18 protein-coding genes, 3 rRNA genes and 2 pseudogenes are annotated in these 26,563 nt (G+C 71.1%); 18 read left to right on the top strand and 5 right to left on the bottom strand.

Annotated features, from left to right (window positions below; genetic code table 11):
• Positions 1-69 precede the first annotated feature (69 nt).
• The 5 genes and pseudogenes from ACQP1P_RS36240 to ACQP1P_RS36220 all read left to right on the top strand — a co-directional run bounded on the left by ACQP1P_RS36240 (position 70) and on the right by ACQP1P_RS36220 (position 9,183).
• A 16S ribosomal RNA gene (locus ACQP1P_RS36240) occupies positions 70-1,584 on the top strand.
• Positions 1,585-1,922: 338 nt separating this feature from the next.
• Positions 1,923-5,029, top strand: a 23S ribosomal RNA gene (locus ACQP1P_RS36235).
• A gap of 109 nt (positions 5,030-5,138) precedes the next feature.
• A 5S ribosomal RNA gene (gene rrf, locus ACQP1P_RS36230) occupies positions 5,139-5,255 on the top strand.
• Together the 16S, 23S and 5S rRNA genes form the textbook arrangement of a ribosomal RNA operon.
• 1,790 nt (positions 5,256-7,045) lie before the next feature.
• Positions 7,046-7,661 (top strand): annotated as a pseudogene (locus tag ACQP1P_RS36225) (Replicase polyprotein 1ab); the annotation flags it as partial.
• Between the two features lie 529 nt (positions 7,662-8,190).
• Complete coding sequence (locus ACQP1P_RS36220; RefSeq protein ID WP_433078052.1) at positions 8,191-9,183, top strand: HAD-IIA family hydrolase; 993 nt, start codon at positions 8,191-8,193, stop codon at positions 9,181-9,183.
• A 55-nt stretch (positions 9,184-9,238) separates the two neighbouring features.
• Here the strand turns inward: ACQP1P_RS36220 and ACQP1P_RS36215 are convergent, their stop codons facing one another.
• A complete protein-coding gene (locus ACQP1P_RS36215; protein WP_433078050.1) occupies positions 9,239-9,577 on the bottom strand; it encodes an SCP2 sterol-binding domain-containing protein in 339 nt (112 codons plus the stop codon).
• A gap of 109 nt (positions 9,578-9,686) precedes the next feature.
• Between ACQP1P_RS36215 and ACQP1P_RS36210 the strand changes: the two genes are divergently transcribed.
• From ACQP1P_RS36210 to ACQP1P_RS36185, 6 genes and pseudogenes are all read left to right on the top strand, one after another.
• A complete protein-coding gene (locus ACQP1P_RS36210) occupies positions 9,687-10,334 on the top strand; it encodes a phasin family protein (RefSeq protein ID WP_433078048.1) in 648 nt (215 codons plus the stop codon).
• Positions 10,331-10,537, top strand: coding sequence for a hypothetical protein (locus ACQP1P_RS36205; protein ID WP_433078046.1), 207 nt, complete (start codon positions 10,331-10,333; stop codon positions 10,535-10,537). Before ACQP1P_RS36210 ends, ACQP1P_RS36205 begins: the two co-directional genes overlap by 4 nt.
• A 22-nt stretch (positions 10,538-10,559) precedes the next feature.
• Positions 10,560-11,357 carry a TlyA family RNA methyltransferase gene (locus ACQP1P_RS36200; protein WP_433078044.1) on the top strand — a complete coding sequence of 266 codons (798 nt, stop codon included), beginning with the start codon at positions 10,560-10,562 and terminating at the stop codon, positions 11,355-11,357.
• 256 nt (positions 11,358-11,613) lie between these two features.
• Positions 11,614-12,507: an NAD kinase gene (locus ACQP1P_RS36195; protein WP_433078042.1), complete on the top strand. Its 894-nt coding sequence runs from the start codon at positions 11,614-11,616 to the stop codon at positions 12,505-12,507.
• A 133-nt stretch (positions 12,508-12,640) separates the two neighbouring features.
• Entirely contained in the window at positions 12,641-14,401 is a 1,761-nt protein-coding gene (gene recN, locus ACQP1P_RS36190; protein ID WP_433078040.1) for a DNA repair protein RecN, read from the top strand.
• A 189-nt stretch (positions 14,402-14,590) separates the two neighbouring features.
• Positions 14,591-14,992: pseudogene (locus ACQP1P_RS36185) on the top strand (DedA family protein); the annotation flags it as partial.
• A 168-nt stretch (positions 14,993-15,160) separates the two neighbouring features.
• On the opposite strand, the gene ACQP1P_RS36180 reads toward ACQP1P_RS36185, so the two are convergent.
• Positions 15,161-15,379, bottom strand: a complete 219-nt coding sequence (locus tag ACQP1P_RS36180; RefSeq protein WP_433078038.1) for a PASTA domain-containing protein — start codon at positions 15,377-15,379, stop codon at positions 15,161-15,163.
• A 206-nt stretch (positions 15,380-15,585) separates the two neighbouring features.
• Between ACQP1P_RS36180 and steA the strand changes: the two genes are divergently transcribed.
• From steA to ACQP1P_RS36145, 7 genes are all read left to right on the top strand, one after another.
• A complete protein-coding gene (gene steA, locus ACQP1P_RS36175) occupies positions 15,586-16,758 on the top strand; it encodes a putative cytokinetic ring protein SteA (protein ID WP_433078036.1) in 1,173 nt (390 codons plus the stop codon).
• Between the two features lie 12 nt (positions 16,759-16,770).
• Positions 16,771-17,718 carry a copper transporter gene (locus tag ACQP1P_RS36170; protein WP_433078034.1) on the top strand — a complete coding sequence of 316 codons (948 nt, stop codon included), beginning with the start codon at positions 16,771-16,773 and terminating at the stop codon, positions 17,716-17,718.
• Entirely contained in the window at positions 17,708-18,517 is an 810-nt protein-coding gene (locus tag ACQP1P_RS36165) for a hypothetical protein (RefSeq protein ID WP_433078032.1), read from the top strand. The genes ACQP1P_RS36170 and ACQP1P_RS36165 overlap by 11 nt, the downstream gene beginning before the upstream one ends.
• Positions 18,514-20,079, top strand: a complete 1,566-nt coding sequence (gene murJ, locus ACQP1P_RS36160) for a murein biosynthesis integral membrane protein MurJ (RefSeq protein WP_433078030.1) — start codon at positions 18,514-18,516, stop codon at positions 20,077-20,079. Before ACQP1P_RS36165 ends, murJ begins: the two co-directional genes overlap by 4 nt.
• A complete protein-coding gene (locus ACQP1P_RS36155) occupies positions 20,079-21,176 on the top strand; it encodes a glycosyltransferase family 4 protein (protein WP_433078028.1) in 1,098 nt (365 codons plus the stop codon). The genes murJ and ACQP1P_RS36155 overlap by 1 nt, the downstream gene beginning before the upstream one ends.
• Complete coding sequence (locus tag ACQP1P_RS36150; RefSeq protein WP_433078026.1) at positions 21,176-23,302, top strand: hypothetical protein; 2,127 nt, start codon at positions 21,176-21,178, stop codon at positions 23,300-23,302. Before ACQP1P_RS36155 ends, ACQP1P_RS36150 begins: the two co-directional genes overlap by 1 nt.
• 226 nt (positions 23,303-23,528) lie before the next feature.
• Entirely contained in the window at positions 23,529-23,846 is a 318-nt protein-coding gene (locus ACQP1P_RS36145; RefSeq protein WP_433078024.1) for a hypothetical protein, read from the top strand.
• On the opposite strand, the gene paaI is transcribed toward ACQP1P_RS36145, so the two are convergent.
• Genes paaI through ACQP1P_RS36130 form a run of 3 tightly spaced genes read right to left on the bottom strand, consistent with a single transcriptional unit; the run spans position 23,843 to position 26,555 of the window.
• Positions 23,843-24,268: a hydroxyphenylacetyl-CoA thioesterase PaaI gene (gene paaI, locus ACQP1P_RS36140; protein WP_433078022.1), complete on the bottom strand. Its 426-nt coding sequence runs from the start codon at positions 24,266-24,268 to the stop codon at positions 23,843-23,845. The two genes, ACQP1P_RS36145 and paaI, sit on opposite strands and share 4 nt — an antisense overlap.
• Positions 24,265-24,852, bottom strand: coding sequence for an NUDIX domain-containing protein (locus ACQP1P_RS36135; RefSeq protein WP_433078020.1), 588 nt, complete (start codon positions 24,850-24,852; stop codon positions 24,265-24,267). Before ACQP1P_RS36135 ends, paaI begins: the two co-directional genes overlap by 4 nt.
• Positions 24,849-26,555, bottom strand: a complete 1,707-nt coding sequence (locus ACQP1P_RS36130; protein WP_433078018.1) for a CTP synthase — start codon at positions 26,553-26,555, stop codon at positions 24,849-24,851. Before ACQP1P_RS36130 ends, ACQP1P_RS36135 begins: the two co-directional genes overlap by 4 nt.
• Between the last annotated feature and the right edge of the window lie 8 nt (positions 26,556-26,563).

Here is a 26,563-nt window from a genome sequence, read left to right as displayed (position 1 = left end):
GTTGCGTGTCTGGGATTCCTTTGGTGACAACATGTTTGTTGCCGGGTGAGTGATTCACCAACACGAGTTTTGTTGGAGAGTTTGATCCTGGCTCAGGACGAACGCTGGCGGCGTGCTTAACACATGCAAGTCGAGCGGAAAGGCCCTTCGGGGTACTCGAGCGGCGAACGGGTGAGTAACACGTGAGTAACCTGCCCCAGGCTTTGGGATAACCCTCGGAAACGGGGGCTAATACCGAATATTCATGTCGTGTGGCATCACATGGTGTGGAAAGTTTTTCGGCTTGGGATGGGCTCGCGGCCTATCAGCTTGTTGGTGGGGTGATGGCCTACCAAGGCGACGACGGGTAGCCGGCCTGAGAGGGCGACCGGCCACACTGGGACTGAGACACGGCCCAGACTCCTACGGGAGGCAGCAGTGGGGAATATTGCACAATGGGCGGAAGCCTGATGCAGCGACGCCGCGTGAGGGATGAAGGCCTTCGGGTTGTAAACCTCTTTCGACAGGGACGAAGCGCAAGTGACGGTACCTGGAGAAGAAGCGCCGGCCAACTACGTGCCAGCAGCCGCGGTAAGACGTAGGGCGCGAGCGTTGTCCGGATTTATTGGGCGTAAAGAGCTCGTAGGCGGCTTGTTGCGTCAGCTGTGAAAACCCGCAGCTCAACTGTGGGCTTGCAGCTGATACGGGCAGGCTTGAGTTCGGTAGGGGAGACTGGAATTCCTGGTGTAGCGGTGAAATGCGCAGATATCAGGAGGAACACCGGTGGCGAAGGCGGGTCTCTGGGCCGATACTGACGCTGAGGAGCGAAAGCGTGGGGAGCGAACAGGATTAGATACCCTGGTAGTCCACGCTGTAAACGTTGGGCGCTAGGTGTGGGGGGCCTCTCCGGTTCTCTGTGCCGCAGCTAACGCATTAAGCGCCCCGCCTGGGGAGTACGGCCGCAAGGCTAAAACTCAAAGGAATTGACGGGGGCCCGCACAAGCGGCGGAGCATGCGGATTAATTCGATGCAACGCGAAGAACCTTACCTGGGTTTGACATGTACGGTAATCCGGCAGAGATGTCGGGTCCTTCGGGGCCGTTCACAGGTGGTGCATGGCTGTCGTCAGCTCGTGTCGTGAGATGTTGGGTTAAGTCCCGCAACGAGCGCAACCCTTGTTCGATGTTGCCAGCGGTTCGGCCGGGGACTCATCGAAGACTGCCGGGGTCAACTCGGAGGAAGGTGGGGATGACGTCAAGTCATCATGCCCCTTATGTCCAGGGCTTCACGCATGCTACAATGGCCGGTACAAAGGGCTGCGATACCGTGAGGTGGAGCGAATCCCAAAAAGCCGGTCTCAGTTCGGATCGGGGTCTGCAACTCGACCCCGTGAAGTCGGAGTCGCTAGTAATCGCAGATCAGCAATGCTGCGGTGAATACGTTCCCGGGCCTTGTACACACCGCCCGTCACGTCACGAAAGTCGGCAACACCCGAAGCCGGTGGCCCAACCCTTGTGGAGGGAGCCGTCGAAGGTGGGGCTGGCGATTGGGACGAAGTCGTAACAAGGTAGCCGTACCGGAAGGTGCGGCTGGATCACCTCCTTTCTAAGGAGCACCTTCAGCCGAAAGGCTGTAAGGAGCCCGCATCAGCCGAATGTGCTGGTGGGGTGCTCAATGGCGGAGACACTGGCGAGATTCCTGGTCGCAACGGCCGGCGATGTTAGTACAACCCGATCTGTCGGGAGTGGAACGCGAGTCCGGTGCGGCGCTGGGAACGTATAGGCACCCTGTTGGGTCCTGAAACAACCAACGGTTTGTTTCGGACGGGATCCATATCGGTTCGAGGACCGCGGCTGGTTGGCCGGAGGCTTGGACGTTTGACGGTGTGGGTTTGGTGTTGGTTGAGAATTGCACAGTGGATGCGAGCATCTTTATTGCTTTGTGGTCAAGTTGCTGAGGGCGTACGGTGGATGCCTTGGCACCAGGAGCCGATGAAGGACGTGGGAGGCCGCGATAGGCCTGGGGGAGCTGTCAACCGAGCTGTGATCCCAGGGTGTCCGAATGGGGGAACCCGGCACCAGTCATGTGGTGTCACTCCTGCCTGAACACATAGGGCAGGTAGAGGGAACGCGGGGAAGTGAAACATCTCAGTACCCGCAGGAAGAGAAAACAACAGTGATTCCGTGAGTAGTGGCGAGCGAAAGCGGATGAGGCTAAACCAGGCATGTGTGATACCCGGCAGGGGTTGCATGGTTGGGGTTGTGGGGCATGTCTGCACCGGTCTGCCGGCTGGTGGCACAGTCAGAAAATCGTGGGTTAGTCGAAGTCCGCTGGAAAGCGGCACCGTAGACGGTGAGAGTCCGGTAGGCGAAAACTTTGCGGTCTGTGTTGGCGTGTTCCCGAGTAGCGGCGGACTCCTGTAATCTGCCGTGAATCTGCCAGGACCACCTGGTAAGCCTAAATACTCCCTGGTGACCGATAGCGGACGAGTACCGTGAGGGAAAGGTGAAAAGTACCCCGGGAGGGGAGTGAAATAGTACCTGAAACCGTGCGCCTACAATCCGTCGGAGCGTCCCAGTTTTGCTGGGGGTGACGGCGTGCCTTTTGAAGAATGAGCCTGCGAGTTAGTGATACGTGGCGAGGTTAACCCGTGTGGGGGAGCCGTAGCGAAAGCGAGTCTGAATAGGGCGTTCAGTCGCGTGTCCTAGACCCGAAGCGGAGTGATCTAGCCATGGGCAGGCTGAAGCGCGGGTAAGACCGCGTGGAGGGCCGAACCCACCAACGTTGAAAAGTTGGGGGATGATCTGTGGTTAGGGGTGAAAGGCCAATCAAACTCCGTGATAGCTGGTTCTCCCCGAAATGCATTTAGGTGCAGCGTCATGTGTTTCTTGCCGGAGGTAGAGCACTGGATGGCCTAGGGGGCCCACAAGCTTACTGAAGTCAACCAAACTCCGAATGCCGGTAAGTGAGAGCGTGGCAGTGAGACTGCGGGGGATAAGCTTCGTAGTCGAGAGGGAAACAGCCCAGATCACCAGCTAAGGCCCCTAAGCGTGTGCTAAGTGGTAAAGGATGTGGGGTCGCATAGACAACCAGGAGGTTGGCTTAGAAGCAGCCACCCTTGAAAGAGTGCGTAATAGCTCACTGGTCAAGTGGTTCCGCGCCGACAATGTAGCGGGGCTCAAGCACACCGCCGAAGCTGTGGCATTCACACGTGTACCAGGCCTTTGTGGTCCAGGTGTGTGGATGGGTAGGGGAGCGTCGTGTCACCGGTGAAGCGGCGGAGTGATCCAGCCGTGGAGGTGACGCGAGTGAGAATGCAGGCATGAGTAGCGAAAGCAGGGTGAGAAACCCTGCCGCCGGATGACCAAGGGTTCCAGGGCCAGGCTAATCCGCCCTGGGTGAGTCGGGGCCTAAGGCGAGGCCGAGAGGCGTAGTCGATGGACAACGGGTTGATATTCCCGTACCCGCGTAGAAGCGTCCATGCTGAACCTGCTTGTACTAACGTCACAATGGTCTGAACCTTTCGGGGGGATGGCCGGCGTTTCGGAACTCGGGTGGTAGTAGGCAAGCGATGGGGTGACGCAGGAGGGTAGCTGGGCCCGGCCGGTGGTTGTGCCGGGGCAAGCGTGTAGCCCGTGCTGTAGGCAAATCCGCAGCACATGTGGGTGAGGCGTGAAGCGGAGCCGTTTCAGGTGAAGCCAGTGATCCCATGCTGCCGAGAAAAGCCTCTAGCGAGTTTCGAGCGGCCCGTACCCCAAACCGACACAGGTGGTCAGGTAGAGAATACCGAGGCGATCGGGCGAACTGTGGTTAAGGAACTCGGCAAATTGCCCCCGTAACTTCGGGAGAAGGGGGGCCACCGATGGTGAGACCACGTGCTGGTGGAGCGGTTGGTGGCCGCAGAGACCAGGGGGAAGCGACTGTTTACTAAAAACACAGGTCCATGCTAAGTCGTAAGACGACGTATATGGACTGACGCCTGCCCGGTGCTGGAACGTTAAGGGGACCTGTTAGTCCTTCGGGGCGAAGCGGAGAACTTAAGCGCCAGTAAACGGCGGTGGTAACTATAACCATCCTAAGGTAGCGAAATTCCTTGTCGGGTAAGTTCCGACCTGCACGAATGGCGTAACGACTTCCCCACTGTCTCAACCACAGGCCCGGCGAAATTGCACTACGAGTAAAGATGCTCGTTACGCGCGGCAGGACGGAAAGACCCCGGGACCTTCACTATAGCTTGACATTGGTACTCGAATTCGATTGTGTAGGATAGGTGGGAGCCGGTGAAACCCGCACGCCAGTGTGGGTGGAGGCAAGCTTGAAATACCACTCTGTTGGATTTGGGTATCTAACCTTGGACCGTGAGCCGGTTCAGGGACAGTGTCTGGTGGGTAGTTTAACTGGGGCGGTTGCCTCCTAAAATGTAACGGAGGCGCCCAAAGGTTCCCTCAGCCTGGTTGGCAATCAGGTGTTGAGTGCAAGTGCACAAGGGGGCTTGACTGTGAGACTGACAGGTCGAGCAGGGACGAAAGTCGGGACTAGTGATCCGGCACTGGCAGGTGGAAGCGGTGTCGCTCAACGGATAAAAGGTACCCCGGGGATAACAGGCTGATCTTCCCCAAGAGTCCATATCGACGGGATGGTTTGGCACCTCGATGTCGGCTCGTCGCATCCTGGGGCTGGAGTAGGTCCCAAGGGTTGGGCTGTTCGCCCATTAAAGCGGTACGCGAGCTGGGTTTAGAACGTCGTGAGACAGTTCGGTCCCTATCCGCCGCGCGCGTAGGATACTTGAGAAGGGCTGTCCCTAGTACGAGAGGACCGGGACGGACGAACCTCTGGTGTGCCAGTTGTTCTGCCAAGAGCACGGCTGGTTGGCTACGTTCGGAAGGGATAACCGCTGAAAGCATCTAAGCGGGAAGCTCGCTTCGAGATGAGGTATCCCACCCCTTGAGGGTTAAGGCCCCCAGCGAGACCACTGGGTTGATAGGCCGGAAGTGGAAGCCTGGTAACAGGTTTGAGCTGACCGGTACTAATAGGCCGAGGACTTGACCTACAACACCTTGCTGTGAAGATCTTGCATCCACTGTGTGATTCTGAACCAACACCGAACGCACCCCAACCCTGGACGGGGTGGGTGTGCGGGGTTGACAGGTTCATAGTGTTACGGCGGCCATAGCGGAGGGGAAACGCCCGGTCCCATTCCGAACCCGGAAGCTAAGCCCTCCAGCGCCGATGGTACTGCACCCGAGAGAGTGTGGGAGAGTAGGACGCCGCCGGACAATCATTCGATCAAGGGCCGCCCGTCTGGGCGGCCCTTGATTCGTTTTACCGGGTCGAACGCATACGGCGTACCCCGGTCGGGAAGGATGAAGTCGTGAACATGCCACACGACGGCGACGGCCAGGAACGCCGGCCGCGCAGGGATGACTCTCGCTCCCACGGCGGTGATCGGCCGCGGGGGAACGCTCGCGACGATCGGGCCGGCGGCCAGTCGCGGGATGACCGTGGCCGGGGTGATTTCCGGGGTGGGCGTGACGGTGACCGTCCGTTCCGGGACCGCGGCGAGCGGCCGAATCGTGACGGCGGCGGGTACCGCGGGGACCGGCCCAGCGGCGGTGGCTTCCGTGACCGTGACCGGGGCGACCGGCCCACCGGCGGTGGGTTCCGTGACCGGGGTGACCGGCCGACCGGCGGGGGCTTCCGGGACCGCGACGGTGGCGGCTATCAGCGACGTGACCGTGACGGGGACCGGCCCTCAGGGTTCCGTGACCGTGACGGTGGAGCTCGTGGGGATCGGCCGTCCGGCTTCCGGGACCGTGACGGTGGCCCGCGTGGGGATCGGCCCGAGCGGCCGTACCGCGGGGATCGGGACGGTGGCGGGTACCAGCGGCGTGATCGTGACGGCGACCGGCCCAGCGGTGGCGGCTTCCGTGACCGTGGAGACCGGCCGGCCGGTGGCGGGTTCCGTGACCGGGGTGACCGTCCGACTGGTGGCGGGTTCCGTGACCGCGGCGACCGGCCCTCTGGTGGCGGGTTCCGTGACCGGGACGGTGGCGGGTACCAGCGGCGGGACCGTGACGGCGACCGGCCCGGCGGTGGTGGCTTCCGCGGCGACCGTCCGAGTGGCGGCGGGTTCCGCGATGGCGGGGACCGGCCGACTGGTGGCGGGTTCCGTGACCGGGACGGTGGCGGGTACCAGCGGCGGGACCGTGACGGCGACCGGCCCAGCGGTGGCGGCTTCCGCGACCGCGGAGATCGGCCGGCCGGTGGCGGGTTCCGTGACCGGGGTGACCGGCCGAGCGGTGGCGGGTTCCGTGACCGTGGGGACCGGCCGGCCGGTGGCGGGTTCCGTGACCGTGGCGACCGGCCCACCGGGGGTGGGTTCCGTGACCGTGGGGATCGGCCGAGTGGCGGCGGGTTCCGGGACCGCGACGGCGGGCCGCGTGGGGATCGGCCGTTCCGGGATCGGGACGGTGGCGGGTACCAGCGGCGCGATCGTGACGGGGATCGGCCCTCGGGATTCCGGGACCGTGACCAGGGTGACCGGCCGAGCGGTGGCGGCTTCCGTGATCGTGGGGACCGGCCGAGCGGCGGCGGCTTCCGTGACCGTGGGGACCGTCCCAGTGGCGGCGGGTTCCGCGACCGGGGCGACCGGCCCAGCGGTGGCGGGTTCCGTGACCGTGGCGACCGGCCCAGCGGCGGTGGCGGGTTCCGCGACCGTGACCGCGGCGACCGGCCCAGTGGCGGCGGGTTCCGGGATCGGGGTGACCGGCCCACCGGTGGCGGGTTCCGCGACCGCGACGGTGGCGGCTACCAGCGGCGGGATCGTGACGGGGACCGGCCCAGCGGTGGCGGGTACCGCGATCGGGATCGCGGGCGGGACACCGGCGATCGGGCCGGCGGGTTCCAGCGGTCCGAGGGGCTGCGGCGCAGCGATGCCGGTGGGTATCGGCCGCGCACCAGTGACCCCGGCTTCGTCAGTGGCGAGGAGAGCGGCGAGGAGGCCGTCAGCCGCGTAGCCGACCCGGTGCTGGCCGACGACATCGACCCGTCGGAGCTGGACCGTGAGGTGCGTTCGGAGCTCAGTTCGCTCGCCCGGCCCGTCGCTGAGGAGGTCGCGCGCCGGCTCGTTGCCGCCGGGCAGCTGATCGACGACGACCCGGAGCTGGCGCTCGCGCACGCGCTCGTCGCGCGGCGGAAGGCGTCGCGGATCGCCGTCGTGCGGGAGGCCGCGGGGCTCGCGGCGTACCACGCGGGTGAGTGGCAGACGGCGCTCGGGGAGCTGCGGACGTACCACCGGATGACGGGCAAGCAGACCCACATCGCGGTGATCGCGGACTGCGAGCGGGCACTCGAACGGCCGGAGAAGGCGATCGACCTCTTCCGGACGGCGGATCGGGAGCGGCTCTCGGCCGAGGAGATCGTCGAGCTGCTCATCGTCGCCGCCGGGGCGCGTGGGGACCTCGGGCAGACGGACGCGGCGGTGGCGATGCTGCAGGTGCGCGAGCTGACCTCGGCGCCGGATGCGCCGTGGGCGGCGCGGCTGCGGTACGCGTACGCCGATGCGCTGCTGCGCGCGGGGCGCCGGGAAGAGGCGCGGGAGTGGTTCGCGCGGGCCGCGGACCTCGACGAGGACCTGCGCACCGACGCGGCCGAGCGGCTGCTCGAGCTCGACGGAATCACGCTCGACGGCGACGCCGACGCGGATGAGGACGAGGAGCTCGAGGGCGGCGAGGGTGGTCCGGCCGCCCGCGACGGCGACTACGACGAAGACGATGACGACGTAGACGACGACGGCTACGACGACGAGGACGATGAGGACGACGACCTCGACGACGACGAGGACGCGGACGACTACGACGACGAAGACGAAGACCAAGACGAAGACGACGAAGACGACTACGACGAAGACGACTACGACGATGACGACGACCTCGGCGACGATGAAGACGACGACGAGGACCGTGACGACGCGGACGGCTACGACGACGAGTCGGACGGCGACCACGACGACGCCGGCCGTGCGGCCGCGGACTCCGAGGACGCCGACGACGCTGACGATGACGATGACGATGACGAGGTCGACGGGGACCACGACGGTACGGACGAGAAGGAGGCGACCGGCAAAGACTCCGGCGGCTCCGAGGCGGACGATGACGGCCCGGGCGACTCCGGCACCAAGGGCGGGGACACCGGCGGCGGGAAGGGCCGGGCGTGAGCGACGCGCAGGCGGGTGACCTGGTCGGCCACTACGACCTGGTGATCTTTGATCTCGACGGGGTGCTGTACCTCGTCGACCAGGTCATCCCCGGCGCGGCGGAGGCGTGCGCGAAGCTGCGCGAGCGGGGGATCCCGAGCGCGTACGCGACGAACAACGCCTCGCGGCTGCCCGGCGACGTCGCGGCGCTGCTCACCCGGATCGGCATCCCGGCGCAGACGCGCGAGGTCGTCACCTCGGCGCACGCGACCGCGCTGCTCATGGCGGAGCGGTTCGAGCCCGGCACACCGGTGCTGATCCTCGGGGCGCCGGCGCTGCGCGAGGAGATCGTCGCCGTCGGGCTCACGCCGGTGACGGAGGCGGAGCAGGCGCAGGTCGTGGTGCAGGGGTACGGGCCGGACGTGCGGATGCGCGATCTCGGCGACGCCGCCGTGGCGATCCGCGGCGGCGCGGCCTGGATCGCGACCAACGCCGACAAGACGCTGCCGTCGCCGCGCGGGCCGCTGCCCGGCAACGGGTCGCTCGTGGTGGCGATGGCCACGGCGCTGGGCCGGCAGCCGGACACGATCGTGGGCAAGCCGGACCCGGCGCTGTTCGTGGAGGCGGCCCGGGAGCGGGGGGCTCAGCGCCCGATCGTGGTCGGGGACCGGCTCGACACGGACATCGAGGGCGCGTACCGGGCGGGGATGGACAGCCTGCTCGTGCTCACCGGGGTGTCCGACGCGGCGGAGCTGCTCGCGGCTCCGGTCGAGCGGCGCCCAACGTTCGTCGCCGAGGACCTCGGCGGGCTGTTCGAGGACGCGGCGGCTCAGCCGTCGGGGTGGCGGGTCGAGGATCGTGACGGGCAGTGGCGGCTGTCGGGCGACGGCCGTCGCGTGGACGCCCTCAACGCACTGTGCCAGGTGGCTTGGGCGGCGGGGGAGGTGCGGCCCGTCACCGGCGAGGGTGAGGCCGCGCAGGCCGCGCTGAAGTGGCTGAAGCTGGGCTAGGACGAGCTGTGACCGGCCGGGCGCGTGGGCGCCGGGCCGGTCGGAGCGTTTCGGCTCAGAGGAGCTTGCGCAGCTTCAGCAGGTCCATCATGCCGGCGTCGATCTTGATGCGGCCGCTGGTCCAGGCCTGCATGACGTTGAGCCGGCCGTTGACGAGCGCGACGAGGTCGTCGCCGGTCGAGGTCAGCTTGATCTTCGCGCGCGGGTCGTCGCCGTCGGTCAGGTCGGTGATCTGGCCGCCCTGGAGCCGGCCGTGGAAGGCCACGTTCAGGTCGGTGACGCGGCAGGCGAGGGTCCGGTCGAAGTCGAGCTTCTCCCGGGCCTGGGCGGCGTTGGCGGCCAGCCGTTCCGCGAGCTTCTCCAGAGCGGCGCGACACTCTTCAACCGTTGCCATGCGCGAAAACCCCGCCTTTCGCTGGTGCTGTGGAATGTGACGGTACCGTACGGCTTCCCGGCACGCCCGGTAGCGTGATGGCGTACACCACTTGGAGGAGAGACGCAATATGGCGCAGGAAGCATGGCGGGCGTACCTGGAGCTCGCCTACGGCATGACCGAGGCCACCACGAAGAAGGCGACGAAGACGGTCCGGCGCCTGGTCGGTAAGAGCGGCGCGACCGCCGAGCAGCTGCAGACGATGGCCGAGGACCTGCTCAAGGCCGGCTCGGCGAACCGGGATGCGCTGACGAAGCTGGTGCGGTACGAGCTGGATCGGGCTCTCGGCGCTGTCGGGCTGGCCACCGCGGACGAGGTGTCGGCGCTGACGTCGCGGGTGCATGAGCTCGAGGCGCAGCTGAAGGAGGCGACGATCGCCGCTGTCGCGCCGCCGCACGAGCCCGCGCCGCCGGTCGGCGCCGAGGCGATCGGGGAGGCTCCGGCCGTCGCCGCCGAGCCGGGGACCGTCGCCGAGCAGGCCCCGGCCGTCGCGGCGCCGGCGAAGGTCGCGAAGAAGGCGGTGGCGAAGAAGGCCGCGGCGCCGGCGAAGGCGGCCCCGGCGGCTTCGTCGACGCCGCCCGCGAAGGTCGCGCCGGCGAAGAAGGCGGCGGCGAAGAAGGCGATCGAGACCGTCGCGGCGGCCTCTGAGGTCGGGCCGGCGTCGGACAAGCTGCCCGTGAAGAAGACCACTCGCGCGCCCCGGAAGACCACGTCGTGACCGCGCCCGTGCCTGGTCCCGGCCCCGCGCCGGTGCCCGGGCCGTTGCCGGGGCCGCCCGGTGCCGGGGTGCTGGGCCGGGTCGAGGCGGCGGTTGCGGCGTTGGGCGAGGTAGCGTCGCTTCCGCTGCGGCAGCAGGTTTCGGTGTACACCGATGCCCATCGCACGCTGCAGGAGACGCTGGGCACGATCGAGGAACGCTGAGCTTTCAGGGAGCTGCTGGCAGATGGCCCGCCGGAACCGACTCGACGCGGAGCTCGTGCGCCGGGGCCTGGCCCGCTCCCGGGAGCAGGCGGCGGCGCTGATCGCCGCGGGCCGGGTGGAAGTGCGGGGTACCGCCGCCGGGAAGGCCGCGGCCCAGATCGACCCGGCGGACCCGGTGCGGGTGCTGGAGGCGGCGGAGGACGAGTACGTCTCGCGGGGCGGGCACAAGCTCGCCGGGGCGCTGGACACGTTCGCCGGGCTGCCGGTGGCGGGCCGCCGCTGCCTCGACGCGGGCGCGTCCACGGGCGGGTTCACCGACGTGCTGCTGCGCCGCGGCGCGGCCACGGTCGCCGCCGTCGACGTCGGCTACGGCCAGATCGCGTGGTCGCTGCGGACCGACGAGCGGGTGACGGTGATCGAGCGGACCAATGTGCGGACGCTGGAGCCGCAGCAGATCGGCGGGGTGTGCGAGCTGACCGTGGCCGACCTGTCGTTCATCTCGCTGAAGCTGGTGCTGCCGGCGCTGGCGGCGTGCACGGCCCCGGACGGGGATCTGGTGCCGATGGTGAAGCCGCAGTTCGAGGTGGGCCGGGAGGCGCTGGGCGAGCGGGGTGTGGTGCGCTCGCCGCAGCTGCGGACCGCGGCGGTGCTCGACGTCGCCGCCGCGGCCGCCGGGCTCGGGCTCGGGGTGGCCGGGGTCGCGCGCAGCCCGCTGCCGGGGCCGCAGGGCAACGTGGAATTCTTCCTGTGGCTGCGCCGCGACGCGCCGCCGGTCGACCCGGCCGTGGTGCAGCAGGTCGTCGAGGGAGTGGTGACGTGAGCGGTCCGGAGCGAAGCGGAGGGGCCGTTCACCAGGGGGCACAGGTTTGTCGTGCCGTCGCCGGAGCTTGCGGAGGTGGCGGCATGACCGGTCCGGAGCGAAGCGGAGGGGCCGTTCACCAGGGGGCACAGGTTTGTCGTGCCGTCGCCGGAGCTTGCGGAGGTGGCGGCATGACCGGTCCGGAGCGAAGCGGAGGGGCCGTTCACCATGGGCACAGGTTTGTCGTGCCGTCGCCGGAGCTTGCGGAGGTGGCGGCATGAGCGGTCGTGAGGCGCTCCTCGTTGCGCACACGGGTAAGGCCAGCAACAACGATCATGCCCGGACCGTGGCGGCGGATCTGCTCGACAACGGTTTCACGGTACGGGTCCTGGCCGACGAGGCTCCCGAGCTGGCCATCCCGCGGGCCGTGCCGGTCAGCGGGGAGGCGGCCGCGGAGGGCGTCGAGATCGTCTTCGCGCTCGGCGGGGACGGCACGCTGCTGCGCGCGGCGGAGCTGGCCCGCCCGGCGAAGGCGCCGCTGCTGGGCATCAACCTCGGCAAGGTCGGGTTCCTGGCCGAGGCCGAGATCGGTGACGTCGACAAGGCCGTGCGGGAGGTCGTCGAGGGCACGTACACGGTCGACGAGCGCCTCACCATCGACGTGACCGCGGAGCACGCGGGGCGCCTGGTCGGCAACTCCTGGGCGCTCAACGAGGTGACCGTCGAGAAGGGCGCCCGGGAGAAGATGCTGGAGCTTCTCGTGGAGGTCGACGGGCGGCCGTTGTCGCGGTACGGCTGCGACGGCGTCGTCTGTGCGACGCCGACGGGCTCGACGGCGTATGCGTTCTCGGCCGGCGGGCCGGTGGTGTGGCCGGAGCTCGAGGCGCTGCTGCTGGTGCCGATCTCGGCGCACGCCCTGTTCAGCCGGCCGCTGGTCATCTCGCCGGACTCGACGATCACGGTCAACGTGGAGCCGTTCACGAGCTTCGCGCTGCTGTCGTGCGACGGCCGGCGGGTGATGGATCTCGCGCCCGGCTCGACGGTGACGGTACGGCGCGGAGCCCTCCCCGTCCGGGTGGTCCGGCTGCGTGAGCGTCCGTTCACGGATCGGCTCGTGGCGAAGTTCGGGCTGCCCGTGGAGGGCTGGCGGCACAACAAGCGCCACAGCTGATGTGCCTGCGTGATGCGGCTGCGTGAGCCTTCGTTCACGCACCGTAGTGAGCGGGGTGTGCCCGCAACAAACGGCACGGCTGACGGCCCGGCTGAGTGGAGAACTGTCGTACCCCGCGGCTAGTGTTCCTTCCGTGCTGGAGGAACTCCGCATTACCGGACTCGGCGTGATCGAAGACGCCACCCTGCCCCTCGGCCCGGGCCTCACGGTCATCACGGGCGAGACCGGCGCGGGCAAGACCATGGTCGTGACGAGCCTCAACCTGCTCTTCGGCGGCCGTGCCGACGCGGGCCGGGTGCGCGCCGACCCGGGCCGGGCCACCGTCGACGGCCGGTTGACGCTGCCCGCGCACGTGCGGGCCGCGGTGGAGAGCCGCATCGCCGACGCGGGCGCCGAGGTCGACGACGACGGCACCCTGCTCATGAGCCGCACGCTGACCGCCGAGGGCCGTTCCCGGGCGCACGTCGGCGGCCGGACGGTGCCGGTGTCGCTGCTGTCGGAGGTCGGCGAGCGGGTGTTCGCCCTGCACGGGCAGTCGGACCAGCTGCGGCTGCTGCGCCCGGCCGAGCAGCGGGCGTCGCTGGACCGGTATGCGGGTCCGGAGCACGAGAAGCTGCTGGGGCGGTTCGCGGAGCTGTACAACCGCTGGCGGGCCGTCGAGGACGACCTGGCCGACCGGCGGGCCAACGCCCGGCAGCGCAGCCAGGAGGCGGAGCTGCTCAAGCTCGGCCTCGACGAGATCACGCGGGTCGACCCGCAGCCCGGCGAGGACGAGCTGCTGCGCGAGGAGGCGCAGCGGCTCGAGCACGTCGAGGGGCTGCGCTCGGCGGCGCAGCTGGCGCACGTGGCGATGTCCGGCACCGGCGACGGCGGCGACGAGGTGGCCGACGTGCTGAGCCTCATCGCGACGGCCCGGCGCACCCTGGAGGCCCAGTCGGGCGTCGACCGGGTGCTGGGCGAGCTCGCGGCGCGCCTCGACGAGGTCGCCACGCTCGCGGGGGACGTCTCCACCGAGCTCGGCACCTACCTGGCGTCCCTCGACGCCGACCCGGGGCGGCTCGAGGAGGTCTACGAGCGGCGGGCGGCGCTGCGGGCGCTGACGCGCAAATACGCGGAGGACGTCGACGGGGTGGTGGCCTGGGCCGATCACGCCCGGACCCGGCTCGGGGAGCTGGACACGTCCGACGAGCTGCTCGAGGAGCTCGACCGGGAGCGGCAGCGGCTGCACGGCGAGGTCGCGGAGCTGGCGGCGGTGCTGTCGGCGGCCCGGCACGAGGCCGCGGGCCGGTTCGCGGCGGACGTGACGGTGGAGCTGGCCGGGCTGGCGATGCCGCACGCGCGGATCGAGGTCGTGGTGGGGCCGAAGCCGGCCGGGAGCGGGCCGAGCATCCCGACGGCGGCCGGGACGGACAGCGGGGTCGGGCCCGACGGGGCCGACGACATCGAGCTGCGGCTGCTGCCGCACCCGGGGGCGCCGTCGCAGCCGCTGCAGAAGGGCGCGTCGGGCGGCGAGCTGTCGCGGGTCATGCTGGCGATCGAGGTCGTCTTCGCCGGGGTCGGTGGGCCGCCGACGCTGGTCTTCGACGAGGTCGACTCGGGCGTCGGTGGCACGGCCGCGGTGGAGATCGGCAAGCGGCTGGCCCGGCTGGCGCGTGACCATCAGGTCCTGGTGGTGACGCACCTGCCGCAGGTCGCGGCCTTCGCGGACCGGCATCTGGTGGTCGCCAAGGATACCGGGGGTGCCGTGACGACGAGCGGCGTGACGGTCGTGGAGCACACGGACCGGGCGCGGGAGCTGGCGCGGATGCTGGCCGGCCTCCCGGACTCCGATCTGGGCATCGCGCACGCCGAGGAGCTGCTGTCGGTGGCGGACCGGGAGAAGGCGCGGGCGTAGATTTCCGGCATCGCGCACGCCGAGGAGCTGCTGTCGGTGGCGGACCGGGAGAAGGCGCGGGCGTAGATTTCCGGCATCGCCCACGCTGGGGGGCCGTCGCCCGCGCTGGGGGAGCCGACGCCGGGGGAGCTGCTGCCGGCGGCCGGCCGGGAGCAGGGCGCAGACGGAAGTTCGGTTGGGCGACGTCTCGTGTTCGATTCGTCGCCCTACGTTTTGATCGTGATAGATGCGGTCGCCGGGTCGCCCTGGGTGCTGCTCGCCGTCTTCGTGATCGCGGGGCTCGACTCGCTCGTGCCGCTCTCGCCGTCCGAGACCACGCTCATCACCGTCTCCGTGCTCTCCGGCGCGACCGGGCGGCCGTGGATCGTGTTCGTGATCGTGGCGGCCGCGGCCGGGGCGTTCGCGGGGGACACGGCGGCGTATCGCATCGGGACGCGGCTGCGGGGGCGGGTCCGGGAGCGGGACGTCTACGCGTGGGTGCGGCGCACGCTGGACGCGCACGGGGGACAGGTGTTCGTCTTCGCCCGCTGGCTGCCGGGCGGCCGGGCCGCGTCCGCGCTGGCCGCCGGGGTGGTCGGGTACCCGGCGAGGCGTTTTGCGGCGTGGACGGCGGTCGGGGCGAGCCTGTGGGCCTCGACGGCGGGGCTCATCGGCTTCGGCTGCGGGATCTCCTTCGGCGGCGTGATCTGGAAGGCGCTGCTGTTCGCCTACGCCGCCGCGGCGCTGCTGCTGGTCGCCGCCGAGGCGTTCCGGAGGCTGTCAGCCGCGGCCGACCAGGAGGTTGACGCGGGTGCCGACGGGCGCGACGGTCAGCGCCAGGGTGGACTGCTCGAGCACGATCATGGCGCCGGCCGGGCCGATCTCGCGGACCACTCCGAGCTCGAGTCCGGCGGCGCGTAGGGCGGCTGAGGCCTCGGCCGGGGTCTTGCCGGCGAGGTTCGGCACGCGGGTCAGGCGGATCGACGACAACGTCCCCATCGGGTGGCCCCCTCGGTTTCCTGCGGTGCAGACGAGAGGGGCGCGCGAGGGTCGTAAATACGCGCCGGGAGTGTCGGGTGGGCGACATTCCGTCACGAAGCGCGAGGGTGACCGGCGTCACGCGGAAACGTGAAATGGGGCGTACCACCTGCTCGTGGACATGTCGTGCGCGGCTTTCGGCGGCCGTCCATGCCAGGATGGTCCTGATGCGACTTCCAACCTTGCGCCGCACCCGGGCCGCCGAGCCGGGTGCCATCGCCGGCGTCGTGCGGCTGGATCGGCGGACGAAGCGCCTGGTGGGGCGGCTGCGGCCGGGTGACATCGCGGTCATCGACCACGTGGACCTGGACCGGGTGGCGGCCGACTCGCTGGCCGCATCCGGGGTGGCGGCTGTGCTCAACGCGAAGCCGTCGGTCTCGGGGCGGTACCCGAACCTGGGGCCCGAGGGGCTGGTCAAGGCCGGCATCCCGCTCGTCGACAACCTCGGCGAGGAGCTGTTCGACCGGCTGCGCGAGGGCGACCCGGTGCGCATCGAGGGCGACACCGTGTTCGTCGGCGAGGAGGCCGTGGCCAAGGGCGTGCGGCAGGACGCCGAGACCGTCGCCGAGTCGATGGCCGACGCCCGCGAGGGGCTGTCGGTGCAGCTGGAGGCGTTCGCGGCCAACACGATGGAGTACCTCAAGCAGGAGCGCGCCCTCCTGCTCGACGGCGTCGGCGTGCCGGAGATCCAGACGCAGATCGCCGGGCGGCACTGCCTCATCGTGGTCCGCGGCTACGACTACAAGGCCGACATCGACGTGCTGCGGCCCTACATCCGCGAGTACAAGCCGGTGCTGATCGGCGTCGACGGCGGCGCGGACGCGCTGGTCGAGGCCGGGTACACGCCGGACATGATCATCGGCGACATGGACTCGGTCAGCGACGACGTGCTGCGCTGCGGGGCCGAGGTCGTCGTGCACGCCTACCCCGACGGGCGCGCCCCGGGTCTGGCCCGGGTGCAGCGGCTCGGGGTGGAGGCGATCACCTTCCCGGCCGCGGCGACGAGCGAGGACATCGCGATGCTGCTCGCCGACGAGAAGGGGGCGTCGCTGCTGGTCGCGGTCGGCACCCACAACACCCTCATCGAGTTTCTCGACAAGGGCCGCGGCGGCATGGCCTCGACCTTCCTGACCCGGCTCAAGCTGGGCGGCAAGCTCGTCGACGCGAAGGGGGTCAGCCGGCTGTACCGCCAGAGCCTCTCCGGCTCCTCGCTGGTCCTGCTGCTGGCCTCGGCGATCGCCGCGATGGCCGCGGCGCTCGCGGTCACCACGATCGGCCGGGCGTATCTCAGCGTCATCGCCGAGTGGTGGGACAACCTGATCTTCACGCTGTTCTCGTAGACGGGGCTCGCTTTGATCAACTTCCGGTACCACGTGGTGTCGCTGGCGGCGGTGTTCCTGGCCCTGGCCATCGGCCTCGTCGTCGGCACCGCGGCGGCCAACGGCCCATTGACCGAGAACCTCAACGAGCAGGTCAACACGCTCACCGACGACAAGCAGCAGCTGCGCGACGACCTGGAGCAGTCGCGGGCGGAGCTGAAGAAGAACGCCGACTTCGCCAGCGAGGCCGCGCCGGCGCTGCTGGCCGGGAAGCTCGCGAACAAGAACGTGCTGCTGGTCAAGCTCGACGGCAGCGACGGCAGCGACGTGAACACCGCGATCGACGGGATCGCCGCGATGCTCGGCACGGCCGGGGCCAAGGTCGCCGGGACGGTCACGATCAAGGACAAGTTCACGAACCCGGCGACCAGCGCGCTGCTGCTCGACACCGCCGAGTCCTCGGCCCCGGCGGGCGTCAGCGGCGCGCTGCCGAACCAGTCCAACCCGGTCGACACCGCGTCGGCGCTGCTGGCCGCGGTGCTGTTCGGCAAGGCCGGCACCCCGCAGGTCGAGGGCACCCGCACGGTGCTGTCGGCGTTCGAGAGCGGCGGGTTCATCGGCCTCGACGGCGACTTCAAGGCCCCGGCCGAGGCCGCGATCATCGTCGCCGGGGCGCCCGCGAGCGGCAAGGACGCCAAGGACCGCAACACCGCCGCGCTGACCCTCGCCACCCGCTTCGACATCTCCGCCCGGGTGGTCGTCGCCGGCCTGTCCGCCAACGGCCTGGTCTCCGCCGTCATCGGCGACGCGACCGTGGTCAAGTCGATCTCGACCGTGGACAACGCCGTCACGGCCTACGGCCAGGTCGCGGCGGTCATGGCCCTCGCCGAGCGGATCGGCGGCAAGAACGGCCACTACGGCAGCGGCACCGGCGCGACCAGCCTGCTGCCGAAGACGGCGAGCGTGACCAATGGCTCGTAGGCTCATCCTCGGCGCCCTGGCCGGGCCCGTCGGCGGCGGTGTCGCCCGGGCGGTGCTGGGCGCCCTGCGGGGCCACCCGAAGCTGGCCCGCACCAACTTCCGCGGCCGCGGCGTGTCCCTGGCGGGCGGGCCGGCGCTGGCCGCCGGGGCGACCGCCGGCGCGATCGTGCACCGGCCCGAGCACGCGGCCGCGAGCGCGATCGCGGGGCTGGGGTCGGGGGCCGTCGGGCTCTACGACGACCTGGTCGGCGGCCGGCCCGAGCACGCGGCCAAGGGCTTCCGCGGCCACCTCGGCGCGCTGCGGGAGGGCCGCGTGACGAGCGGCCTGGTGAAGATCGCCGGGGTCGGCGTGGCCGGGCTCGCCGCCGCCGCGCTGCTGCCCCGCAAGCGGGCCGTCGACGTGGTGCTCGGCGCCGGCGTGATCGCGGGCGCGGCCAACCTGTTCAACCTGCTGGACCTGCGGCCGGGGCGGGCCATCAAGGCGGGCATCGCCGTCGGTACCCCCCTGGGCGCGTCCGGCCCGCTCGGCGCCGCCGGGGCGCTGCTGCCGGCGGACCTCGACGAGGAGATCATGCTCGGCGACGCCGGGGCGAACGCGCTCGGCGCGCTGCTCGGGGTGGCGTACACGGCGCGGACCGGCACGCTCGGGCGGCTCGCGGCCCTGGCCGGGATCGTGGCCCTGACGGCCGCCAGCGAGAAGGTCTCGTTCACCAAGGTGATCGAGGCCAACCCGGTGCTGAACCGGATCGACCAGTGGGGCCGCCGGAAACCCTCCCCGTATCCGCGCTCGCACGGGTGACGAGGAGCAGGATCTTCGGGGCGGCGGCACTCGTCGCGGGCCTCACCCTCCTGAGCCGGATTGCCGGATTTGCTCGCATTCTGGTGTTCAACGCGTCCGTCGGGCCGACCCGGCTCGGCGACGCCTACCAGGCCGCCAACACGATCCCGAACATCATCTTCGAGCTCGTCGCCGGCGGCGCCCTGGCCAGCCTCGTCGTGCCGATGCTCGCGGGCCGGGACAAGGCGGCCGTCGAGCGCACCGTCGGCGCCCTGCTCACCTGGGTCGTGCTGATCCTGACCCCGATCGCGCTGGTCGTCGCCCTGCTCGCGCACCCGCTGGTCGGGCTGCTCACCAGCGGGCAGCCGGCCGAGGTCGTCGACGCCGGCGCGAGGATGCTGCGGGTCTTCGCCCCCCAGCTGCCGCTCTACGGTGTCGGGATCGTGCTCACCGGGGCGTTGCAGACGTACCGCCGCTTCGCCTGGCCGGTCATCGCGCCCCTGCTGTCGAGCCTCACCGTGATGGCCGTGTACGTCGCCTTCGGCGTGCTCGCCGGGCGCGGGGCGGTCCTGTCGAGCGTGAGCGGCCCGCATCTGCTGCTGCTCTCCGGCGGTACCACCCTCGCCGTCGCGGTGCTGTCGCTCTGCCTGGTGGCCCCGGTGAGCCGGCTCGGGCTGCGCATCCGGCCCACGACCCGGCTCGACGTCGGCGCGATGGCCACCCTGCGGCCGCTGGTCGTCGCCGGGATCGTCACCGTCGGCACCCAGCAGCTGGTGCTGGGCCTGGCCATCAACCTCGTCAGCTACAGCCCGCAGGACGGGGCCATCGTCGTCTACAGCCTCGCCCAGACGATCTTCCTGCTGCCGTGGGCGGTGCTCGCGGTGCCGGTGGCCACGACGGCGTACCCGGCGCTCGCCGAGCACGGCGCGGCCGGCGACCGGGCCGGGTTCGCCGCGGCCCTCGCCCCGGCCGTGCGGGCCGTGGTCCTGCTGTGCAGCCTCGGCGCCGCCGCGCTGATCGTGCTGGCCCGGCCCGTCGCGGTCCTGCTCGCCGCCGCCTCCTCGCACCCGCCCGCCGTCGGGCCGCTCGCCGACGGGATCGCCTGGTTCGCGCCGGGGCTGCTCGGCTACGGCCTGTTCGCCCTGCTGTCGCGGGCCCTCTACGCGGGCGGGAACGCGTACCCGGCGGCCGTGGCCACCGCCGTCGGCTGGGCCGCGACCGCCGCCGCGGCCCTGAGCCTGGCGAGCGCGCTGCCGATCGAGCGGCGCATCGCCGCCGTGGCCGCCGCGAACTCCATCGGCATGCTCGTGCTCGGCGCCGCGCTGCTCGTCGCCGTCGGCCGCCGGGCCGGGCGCGCGGCCCTCGCCGGCACAATACGCACGGTATCGATCGGCGTCGCCGCCGCGGCCGTCGCCACCTGCGCCGGGCTGGTGCTGCGCGCTCACCTGGTCACCCCGGGTGCGGGCGGGGCCGTCGTGCAGGGCATGCTGTGCGGAGTCGTGGTGGCGGTGGTGTTCCTCGCCGGGGCGGCCCTCGCGGACCGGCAGACCCTGCGGCGGCTTGTCAGACGAAGGGATGGGTAGTGGGCGCCCGCATCGCGTTGGTCCTGGCCTCCAGCACGGGAGGTATCGGCCGGCACGTCGGCATGCTCGCCGAGGGCCTGGCCGCGCGCGGCCACGAGGTCAGCGTGCACGGCCCGGCCGCGACGGAGGAGGCCTTCGGCTTCGCCGCCCGCGGCGCGCGGTTCGTGCCCGTGGAGATCCCGGCCAGCCCGCAGCCCGGCGACGTGCTCGCCGTGCGCGCCCTGCGCCGCAGCGTCCGCGACGCCGACGTGATCCACGCCCACAGCCTGCGCGCCGGGCTCGTCGCCGCGCTCGCCCGCGCCGACGCCACACCGCTCGTGGTCACCTGGCACAACCTCGTCCTCGCGACCGGCCTGCGGGCCCGGCTCTACCACCCGCTCGAGCGCCGCGTCGCCCGCGCCGCCGACGTCACCCTCGCCGTGTCCAGCGACCTCGCCGCCCGCGCCACCGAGCTCGGCGGGCGGGACGTGCGGCTGGCGAAGGTACCGGCGCCGAAGCCCCGGCCCGTCGCCCGCACCCCCGAACAGGTCCGCGAGGAGCTCGGGGCCGAGCCCGGGCAGCCGCTGATCCTCGCGGTCGGGCGGCTGCACCCGCAGAAGGGCTTCGAGACCCTCGTCTCCGCCGCCGCGCGCTGGCGCGACCGGGACCCGGAGCCGTTCACCGCGATCGCCGGCAGCGGTCCGTCCTACATGTCGCTGGCCCAGCGCATCTCCGTCGAGCACGCCCCGGTCCACCTGCTCGGCCACCGCGACGACGTGCCCGACCTGCTCGGCGCGGCCGACCTGGTCGTGGCGACCAGCGTGTGGGAGGGCCAGCCGCTGTTCATCCAGGAGACCCTGGCGGCGGGGGTACCGCTGGTGTCGACCGCCGTCGGCGGCGTGCCCGAGGTCGTGGGCTCCGCCGCGCGCCTGGTCGAGCCGGCCGACGTCGACGCCGTGCACGACGCGGTCGTCGAGCTGCTCGACGACCCCGAGGCCCGCGCCGAGCTGGCCCGCCGCGGCCTGGACCGCGCGGCCGGCTGGCCCACCGAGCACGACACGATCGACCAGGTCGAGGCGGTGTACGCCGAGCTGCGCGCCGCCCGCGGGGCGAGCTGATGCGCCTCTGGCTGCACCGGTTCTCCCCGGCGCTGCTGGCGCTGCTGGCCGGCCTCGCCGGCGTGGCCGGACTCATCCCGCGCCCGGCCGCCGTCCCGGCCCAGCCGACCGCGGACTACGTGATCGTCGTCGGCGTCGCCGGGCTGCGCTGGGACGACGTGAACGCCTCCGACACCCCGGCGATGTGGCAGATGGCCCAGGGCGGCGCGATCGGGGCGCTGTCGGTGCGCTCGGCCCGCCGGATCACCTGCGCCGGCGACGGCTGGCTGACCCTCGGCTCCGGCAACTTCGCGATCTACACCCCGGGCGCGGTCACCCCCGCCTGTCCCGGGCTCAACGTGTCGATCAACCAGAACGTGACCAGCGCGACGCTGCCCGACCAGAGCGACATCGTCGCCCGCAACCGCAACCTGCACTGGGGCGCCCAGCCCGGGGCCCTGGCCGAGGGCGTGCGCTGCACCACCGCGATCGGGCCGGGGGCGGCCCTGGCGGCGGCGCGACCGTACGGCCGGATCGACAGGTACTCCGAGGGCCTCGACGACAGCCTGCTCGACGCCTGCGCCCTGACGATCGTGGACCTCGGCGAGATCGCCGGCGACGACCCCGTCTCCCGGGCCACCGACGCCCGCCGCGCCGATGCCGCGCTCGCCGGCGTTCTCGCCGCCCGCCCCGAGCACTCGGTGGTCGTCCTCGCCGGGCTGTCCGACCTCGACGCCACGAGCCGGCTGCACGTCGCGATCGCGCAGGGGCCCGGGTTCACGGGCGGCTGGCTGACCTCGCCGTCGACGTCGCGGCCCGGGTACATCCAGGTCGTCGACCTCGCCCCGACCGCCCTCGCGGCCCTCGACCGCCCCCTGCCCGGCCGGCTCTTCGCCGGCGGCGCCGCCTCGACCAGCGCGAGCGGCCGGCCGTCGGACGTCGCCGCGGCCGTGAGCCGGCTCGCCGACGCCGACCGCGAGGCGAGCGTCCAGCGCCGGGTCGGCACCAACTTCTTCACCACCCTCGTCGTCGCCGAGCTGCTGCTGTTCCTGGCCGTGGTACCGCTGCTGCAGCGCGCCCGCCGCCCCGCCGGCCCGCTCACCCACAAGCCGATCCCGCGCGCGGTCGTGCGGGCGGCCGAGGTGCTGCTCATCGCCGCGTCCCTCGCCGTGCCCGCCGCGCTCGTCGCCGACCTGCTGCCCTGGTGGCGCTGGTCGCGGCCCGGCCTCGGCTTCGGCGGGGTGACCCTCGCCGCGACCGGCGTGGCGACGTTCGCGGTCGCGTTCCTGAGCCGCCGCAGCCGTGCCATCGCGCCGCTCGGCGGGGTCGCGGCCGTCGCCGCGCTCGCCGTCGCCTTCGACGTGCTGACCGGGTCGCGGCTGCAGCTCAACGGGGTGGCCGGCTACTCGGCGGTGGTCGGCGGCCGGTACGCCGGCGTCGGGGTCATCGGCCTGGGCCTGCTCGTGACCGGCGCGCTGCTCGGCGGGGCCGCGCTCGCCCAGCGCTTCGAGCGCCGGTGGCGGCCGTTCGTCATGGCCGTGATCGGGGCGGTCGGGGTGGTGGTGATCGGCAGTCCGTACCTCGGCGCGGACGCCTCCGGCGCCGTGGCCCTCACCGCCGGCATGTGCGTGGCCGCGGCCATGGCCGTCGGCGGCTGGCTCACCATCACGCGCCTGCTCTGGGCTGCGGCCGCGGCGCTCTTCGTGAGCTCGGGGTTCGCGGTCCTGGACCTGTTCCGGCCGGAGGAGCAGCGCAGCAGCGTCGGCCGCCTGCTCGTGCGCACCCAGGACGGCACCGCCGGCTTCATCGCCCGGCGCATCGCCGAGGCGGACGTGGTCACGACGGTCACCAGTCCGCTGACGGTGCTGGTGCTCGGGTGCGTGCTGTACGCGACGTTCGTCCTGCTGCGCGACTGGGGCGGGCTGCGGCGGCTGCTGGGCGTCTTCCCGCCGGTCCGGGCCGCCCTTTCGGGGCTGGTCGTGGCGTGCCTGCTGGCCGGGGTGGTGGAGGGGGTGTCGTTCAACGTGCTCGGCGCCGCGCTGGCCACGGCGCTGCCGCTGGTGGTGCTGTCGTGCCTGCGGGTCCTCGAGCACGCCGACGACCGGACTCCGGCGCCGCGGGTGTCTGAGGCGGCGCTGGAGAGCTGAGGTCCGGGCGTGCCCCCTGTCGCGTTCCGCCATTGCCGATGTGCCGGGCGCTCCGCGTCGCGACGTTCGGGCATTCGCGATGTGTGGGGCGCTCGGAACCGCGACGTTCGCGGCATTCGCGATGTGTCGGGGGCTCGGAACCGCGACTGCTCCAGCATTCCCGATATGTCGGGCGCTCCGCGCCGCGACATATCGGATTTGTCGCCTGTCAGGGTATAAAAGCGAAATGTCCGATCGCGGAGCGTCGGACATTTCGACCAGCCGCTCGACGCGGCCGATGGGTGAGATGGCGGGAGGGCGGGGCGCCCGGGCCGACGGCGACGATGGGCCGGTGAGCGCCGGATCGCACCCTGGCAACGGCGTGCTCGGCATGGAGGCCGTGCTCGGCCTCCATGCCGGTGAGATGGCGGGCTGGCGGCGGCGGTGGGCCGGCGGGGGCCAGCTCCACACCTGGCGCCCCGTGCTTGAAGCCGAAGCCGAAGCCGTGGTCGGCCTCCACGCCAGCGGGCCGGCGCCCGCGCCCAGCGGTTGGATCGACCGTTAAGCGCCCAGGATCGGGCTGGTGGAGCTGCGCGAGCGGCCGCGGAACTCGGCCAGCACCGTCCCGTCCGCCCGGCTGACCGTCACGTCGTAGAGGCCCGAGCGCCCCCGCCGGCTGCGCTCCACCGCCGTGGCCGTCAGCTCGTCGCCCGCCCGCGCCGGCTCCAGGAACGACACGTCCGCGCCCGCCGCCACCGTCACGCGGTCGTACGTGTTGCACGCGAACGCGAACGCGGTGTCGGCGAGCAGGAAGACGTAGCCGCCGTGGCCGATGGCGTGGCCGTTGAGCATGGACCCGCTCACCGTCATCCGCGCCGTGGCGCGGCCCGGGGCCACGCCGCCGACCGTGATGCCCAGCGACCGCGAAGCGGTGTCCGTGGCGTACAGCGCGGCGGCGCAGGCCTCGGCGAGCTCCTGGGGTGTCACCGGGCGTCGGCGGCGGGGCGCAAGGTCTTCCAGTCGCGGGCGCGGGCCTGGGCGGCGCCGAGGACGCCGATCACGCACGCGGCGTTGGTGATCTCGCCGGACAGGGCCATCGTCACGGCCTCGTCCAGGTCGACCCAGTGCAGCTCCAGGTCGGCCTCTTCGTGGGTGCGCTCGTAGGTGTCCGAGTCCGGCTTCGGGCCGACCTCGCGCGCCAGGAAGAGGCGGATCTTCTCGTTGGAGCAGCCGGGCGTGGTGTGCACGTCGGCCAGCAGGTCCCACCGGGCCGCGACCAGGTCGGCCTCCTCGGCCAACTCGCGGGCGGCCGCGTCGACCAGGGCCTCGCCGGGCACGTCGATCAGGCCGGCCGGGAGCTCCCAGAGAACCTGGCGGACGGCGGGACGGTACTGCCGCACGAGCGCGACCCGCCCCTCGCCGTCGAGGGCCACGACGCCGACCGCGCCGACGTGGACCATGTAGTCGCGGTCGACCACCTCGCCACCGGGCATCTCCACGGCGTCGGTGACGACGGAGAAGACGCGGTTGCGCAGGCGCTCGGTGTGCGAGTGCACGTCGTAGGCGCTCACGCGTCCACCGTCTCCAACTCGACCGGCAGGCGGTCGGCGGCGTTGTAGGCCACCGCGGCACCGACGAACGCGGCGAACAGCGGGTGCGCCCGCGTCGGGCGGCTCTTGAGCTCCGGGTGGGCCTGGGTCGCCACGAAGAACGGGTGCTGCTCGCGGTCGAGCTCGACGAACTCGACCAGCCGGCCGTCGGGGGAGGTGCCCGAGATGCGCAGCCCGGCGCCGGTCATGGCGTCGCGGTACGCGTTGTTGACCTCGTAGCGGTGCCGGTGGCGCTCGGAGACCTCGGTCTCGCCGTAGGCCTCGGCGGTCAGCGTCCCCGGGGCGAGCACGGCCGGGTAGGCGCCCAGCCGCATGGTGCCGCCGAGGTCGCCCTTGCCGGCCACGATGTCGTGCTGGTCGGCCATGGTCGAGATGACCGGCTCGCTCGCCTCCGGGTCGAACTCCAGCGAGTTCGCGCCCTTGATCCCGGCGACGTTGCGCAGCACCTCGATCGTCATGCACTGCAGGCCCAGGCACAGGCCGAGGGTCGGGATGCCGCGCTCGCGGGTGTACTGCGCCGCGCCGATCTTCCCCTCGATGCCACGCACGCCGAAGCCGCCCGGGATGATGACGCCGTCGACGCCCGCGAGGGCCTGGGCCGCGCCGGCCGGGGTGGTGCAGGCGTCGCTGGGCACCCAGCGGATCTCGACCCGGGCCCGGTGCGCGAAGCCGGCGGCGCGCACGGCCTCGGTGACCGAGAGGTACGCGTCGGGCAGGTCGACGTATTTGCCGACGATCGCCACGGTGACCGTCTGGCGCGGGTGGTGCACCCGGTCGAGCAGGTCGTCCCACTTCTTCCAGGCCACGTCCCGGAACGACAGGCCCAGGCGCCGGACCACGTAGGCGTCCAGCCCCTCCTCGTGCAGTACGCGCGGGATGTCGTAGATCGAGGGCGCGTCGGGGGCGGAGACCACGGCCTCGGCGTCGACGTCACAGTACAGACCGAGCTTGTTCTTGGTCTTCTCCGGGATCTCCCGGTCGGAGCGGCAGACCAGCGCGTCGGGCTGGATGCCGATGCTGCGCAGGGCCGCGACCGAGTGCTGCGTCGGCTTCGTCTTCAGCTCGCCGCTCGGGGCCAGGTAGGGCACCAGCGACACGTGCAGGAAGAAGCAGTTGTCGCGGCCGATGTCGTGGCGGACCTGCCGGATGGCCTCGAGGAACGGCAGCGACTCGATGTCGCCGACGGTGCCGCCGACCTCCGTGATGATCACGTCGGGCGTGAGGCCGTCGGCGTCGGGGGCGGACATCGCCCGGATGCGCGCCTTGATCTCGTTGGTGACGTGCGGGATGACCTGGACGGTGTCGCCGAGGTATTCGCCGCGGCGCTCCTTGGCGATGACCGCCGAGTAGATCTGGCCCGTGGTCACGTTCGCGTTGCGCGAGAGGTCCTGGTCGAGGAAGCGCTCGTAGTGGCCGATGTCGAGATCGGTCTCCGCGCCGTCTTCGGTGACGAACACCTCGCCGTGCTGGAAGGGGTTCATCGTGCCGGGGTCGACGTTCAGGTAGGGGTCGAGCTTCTGCATGACGACCCGCAGCCCGCGAGCGCTGAGCAGGCTGCCCAGGCTGGACCCCGTGAGGCCCTTGCCGAGTGAGGAGGCGACGCCCCCGGTGACGAAGATGTGCTTAGCCTGCCGGCTGGCACCGGTCCGAGCTACAGAGGACAAAGCCTGCT

The organism is Dactylosporangium sp. CA-052675, from assembly GCF_050947935.1.
Lineage (GTDB): Bacteria > Actinomycetota > Actinomycetes > Mycobacteriales > Micromonosporaceae > Dactylosporangium.
Note: the sequence above shows the minus strand (reverse complement) of the source record. Positions and strands in the feature narration are given on the sequence as shown.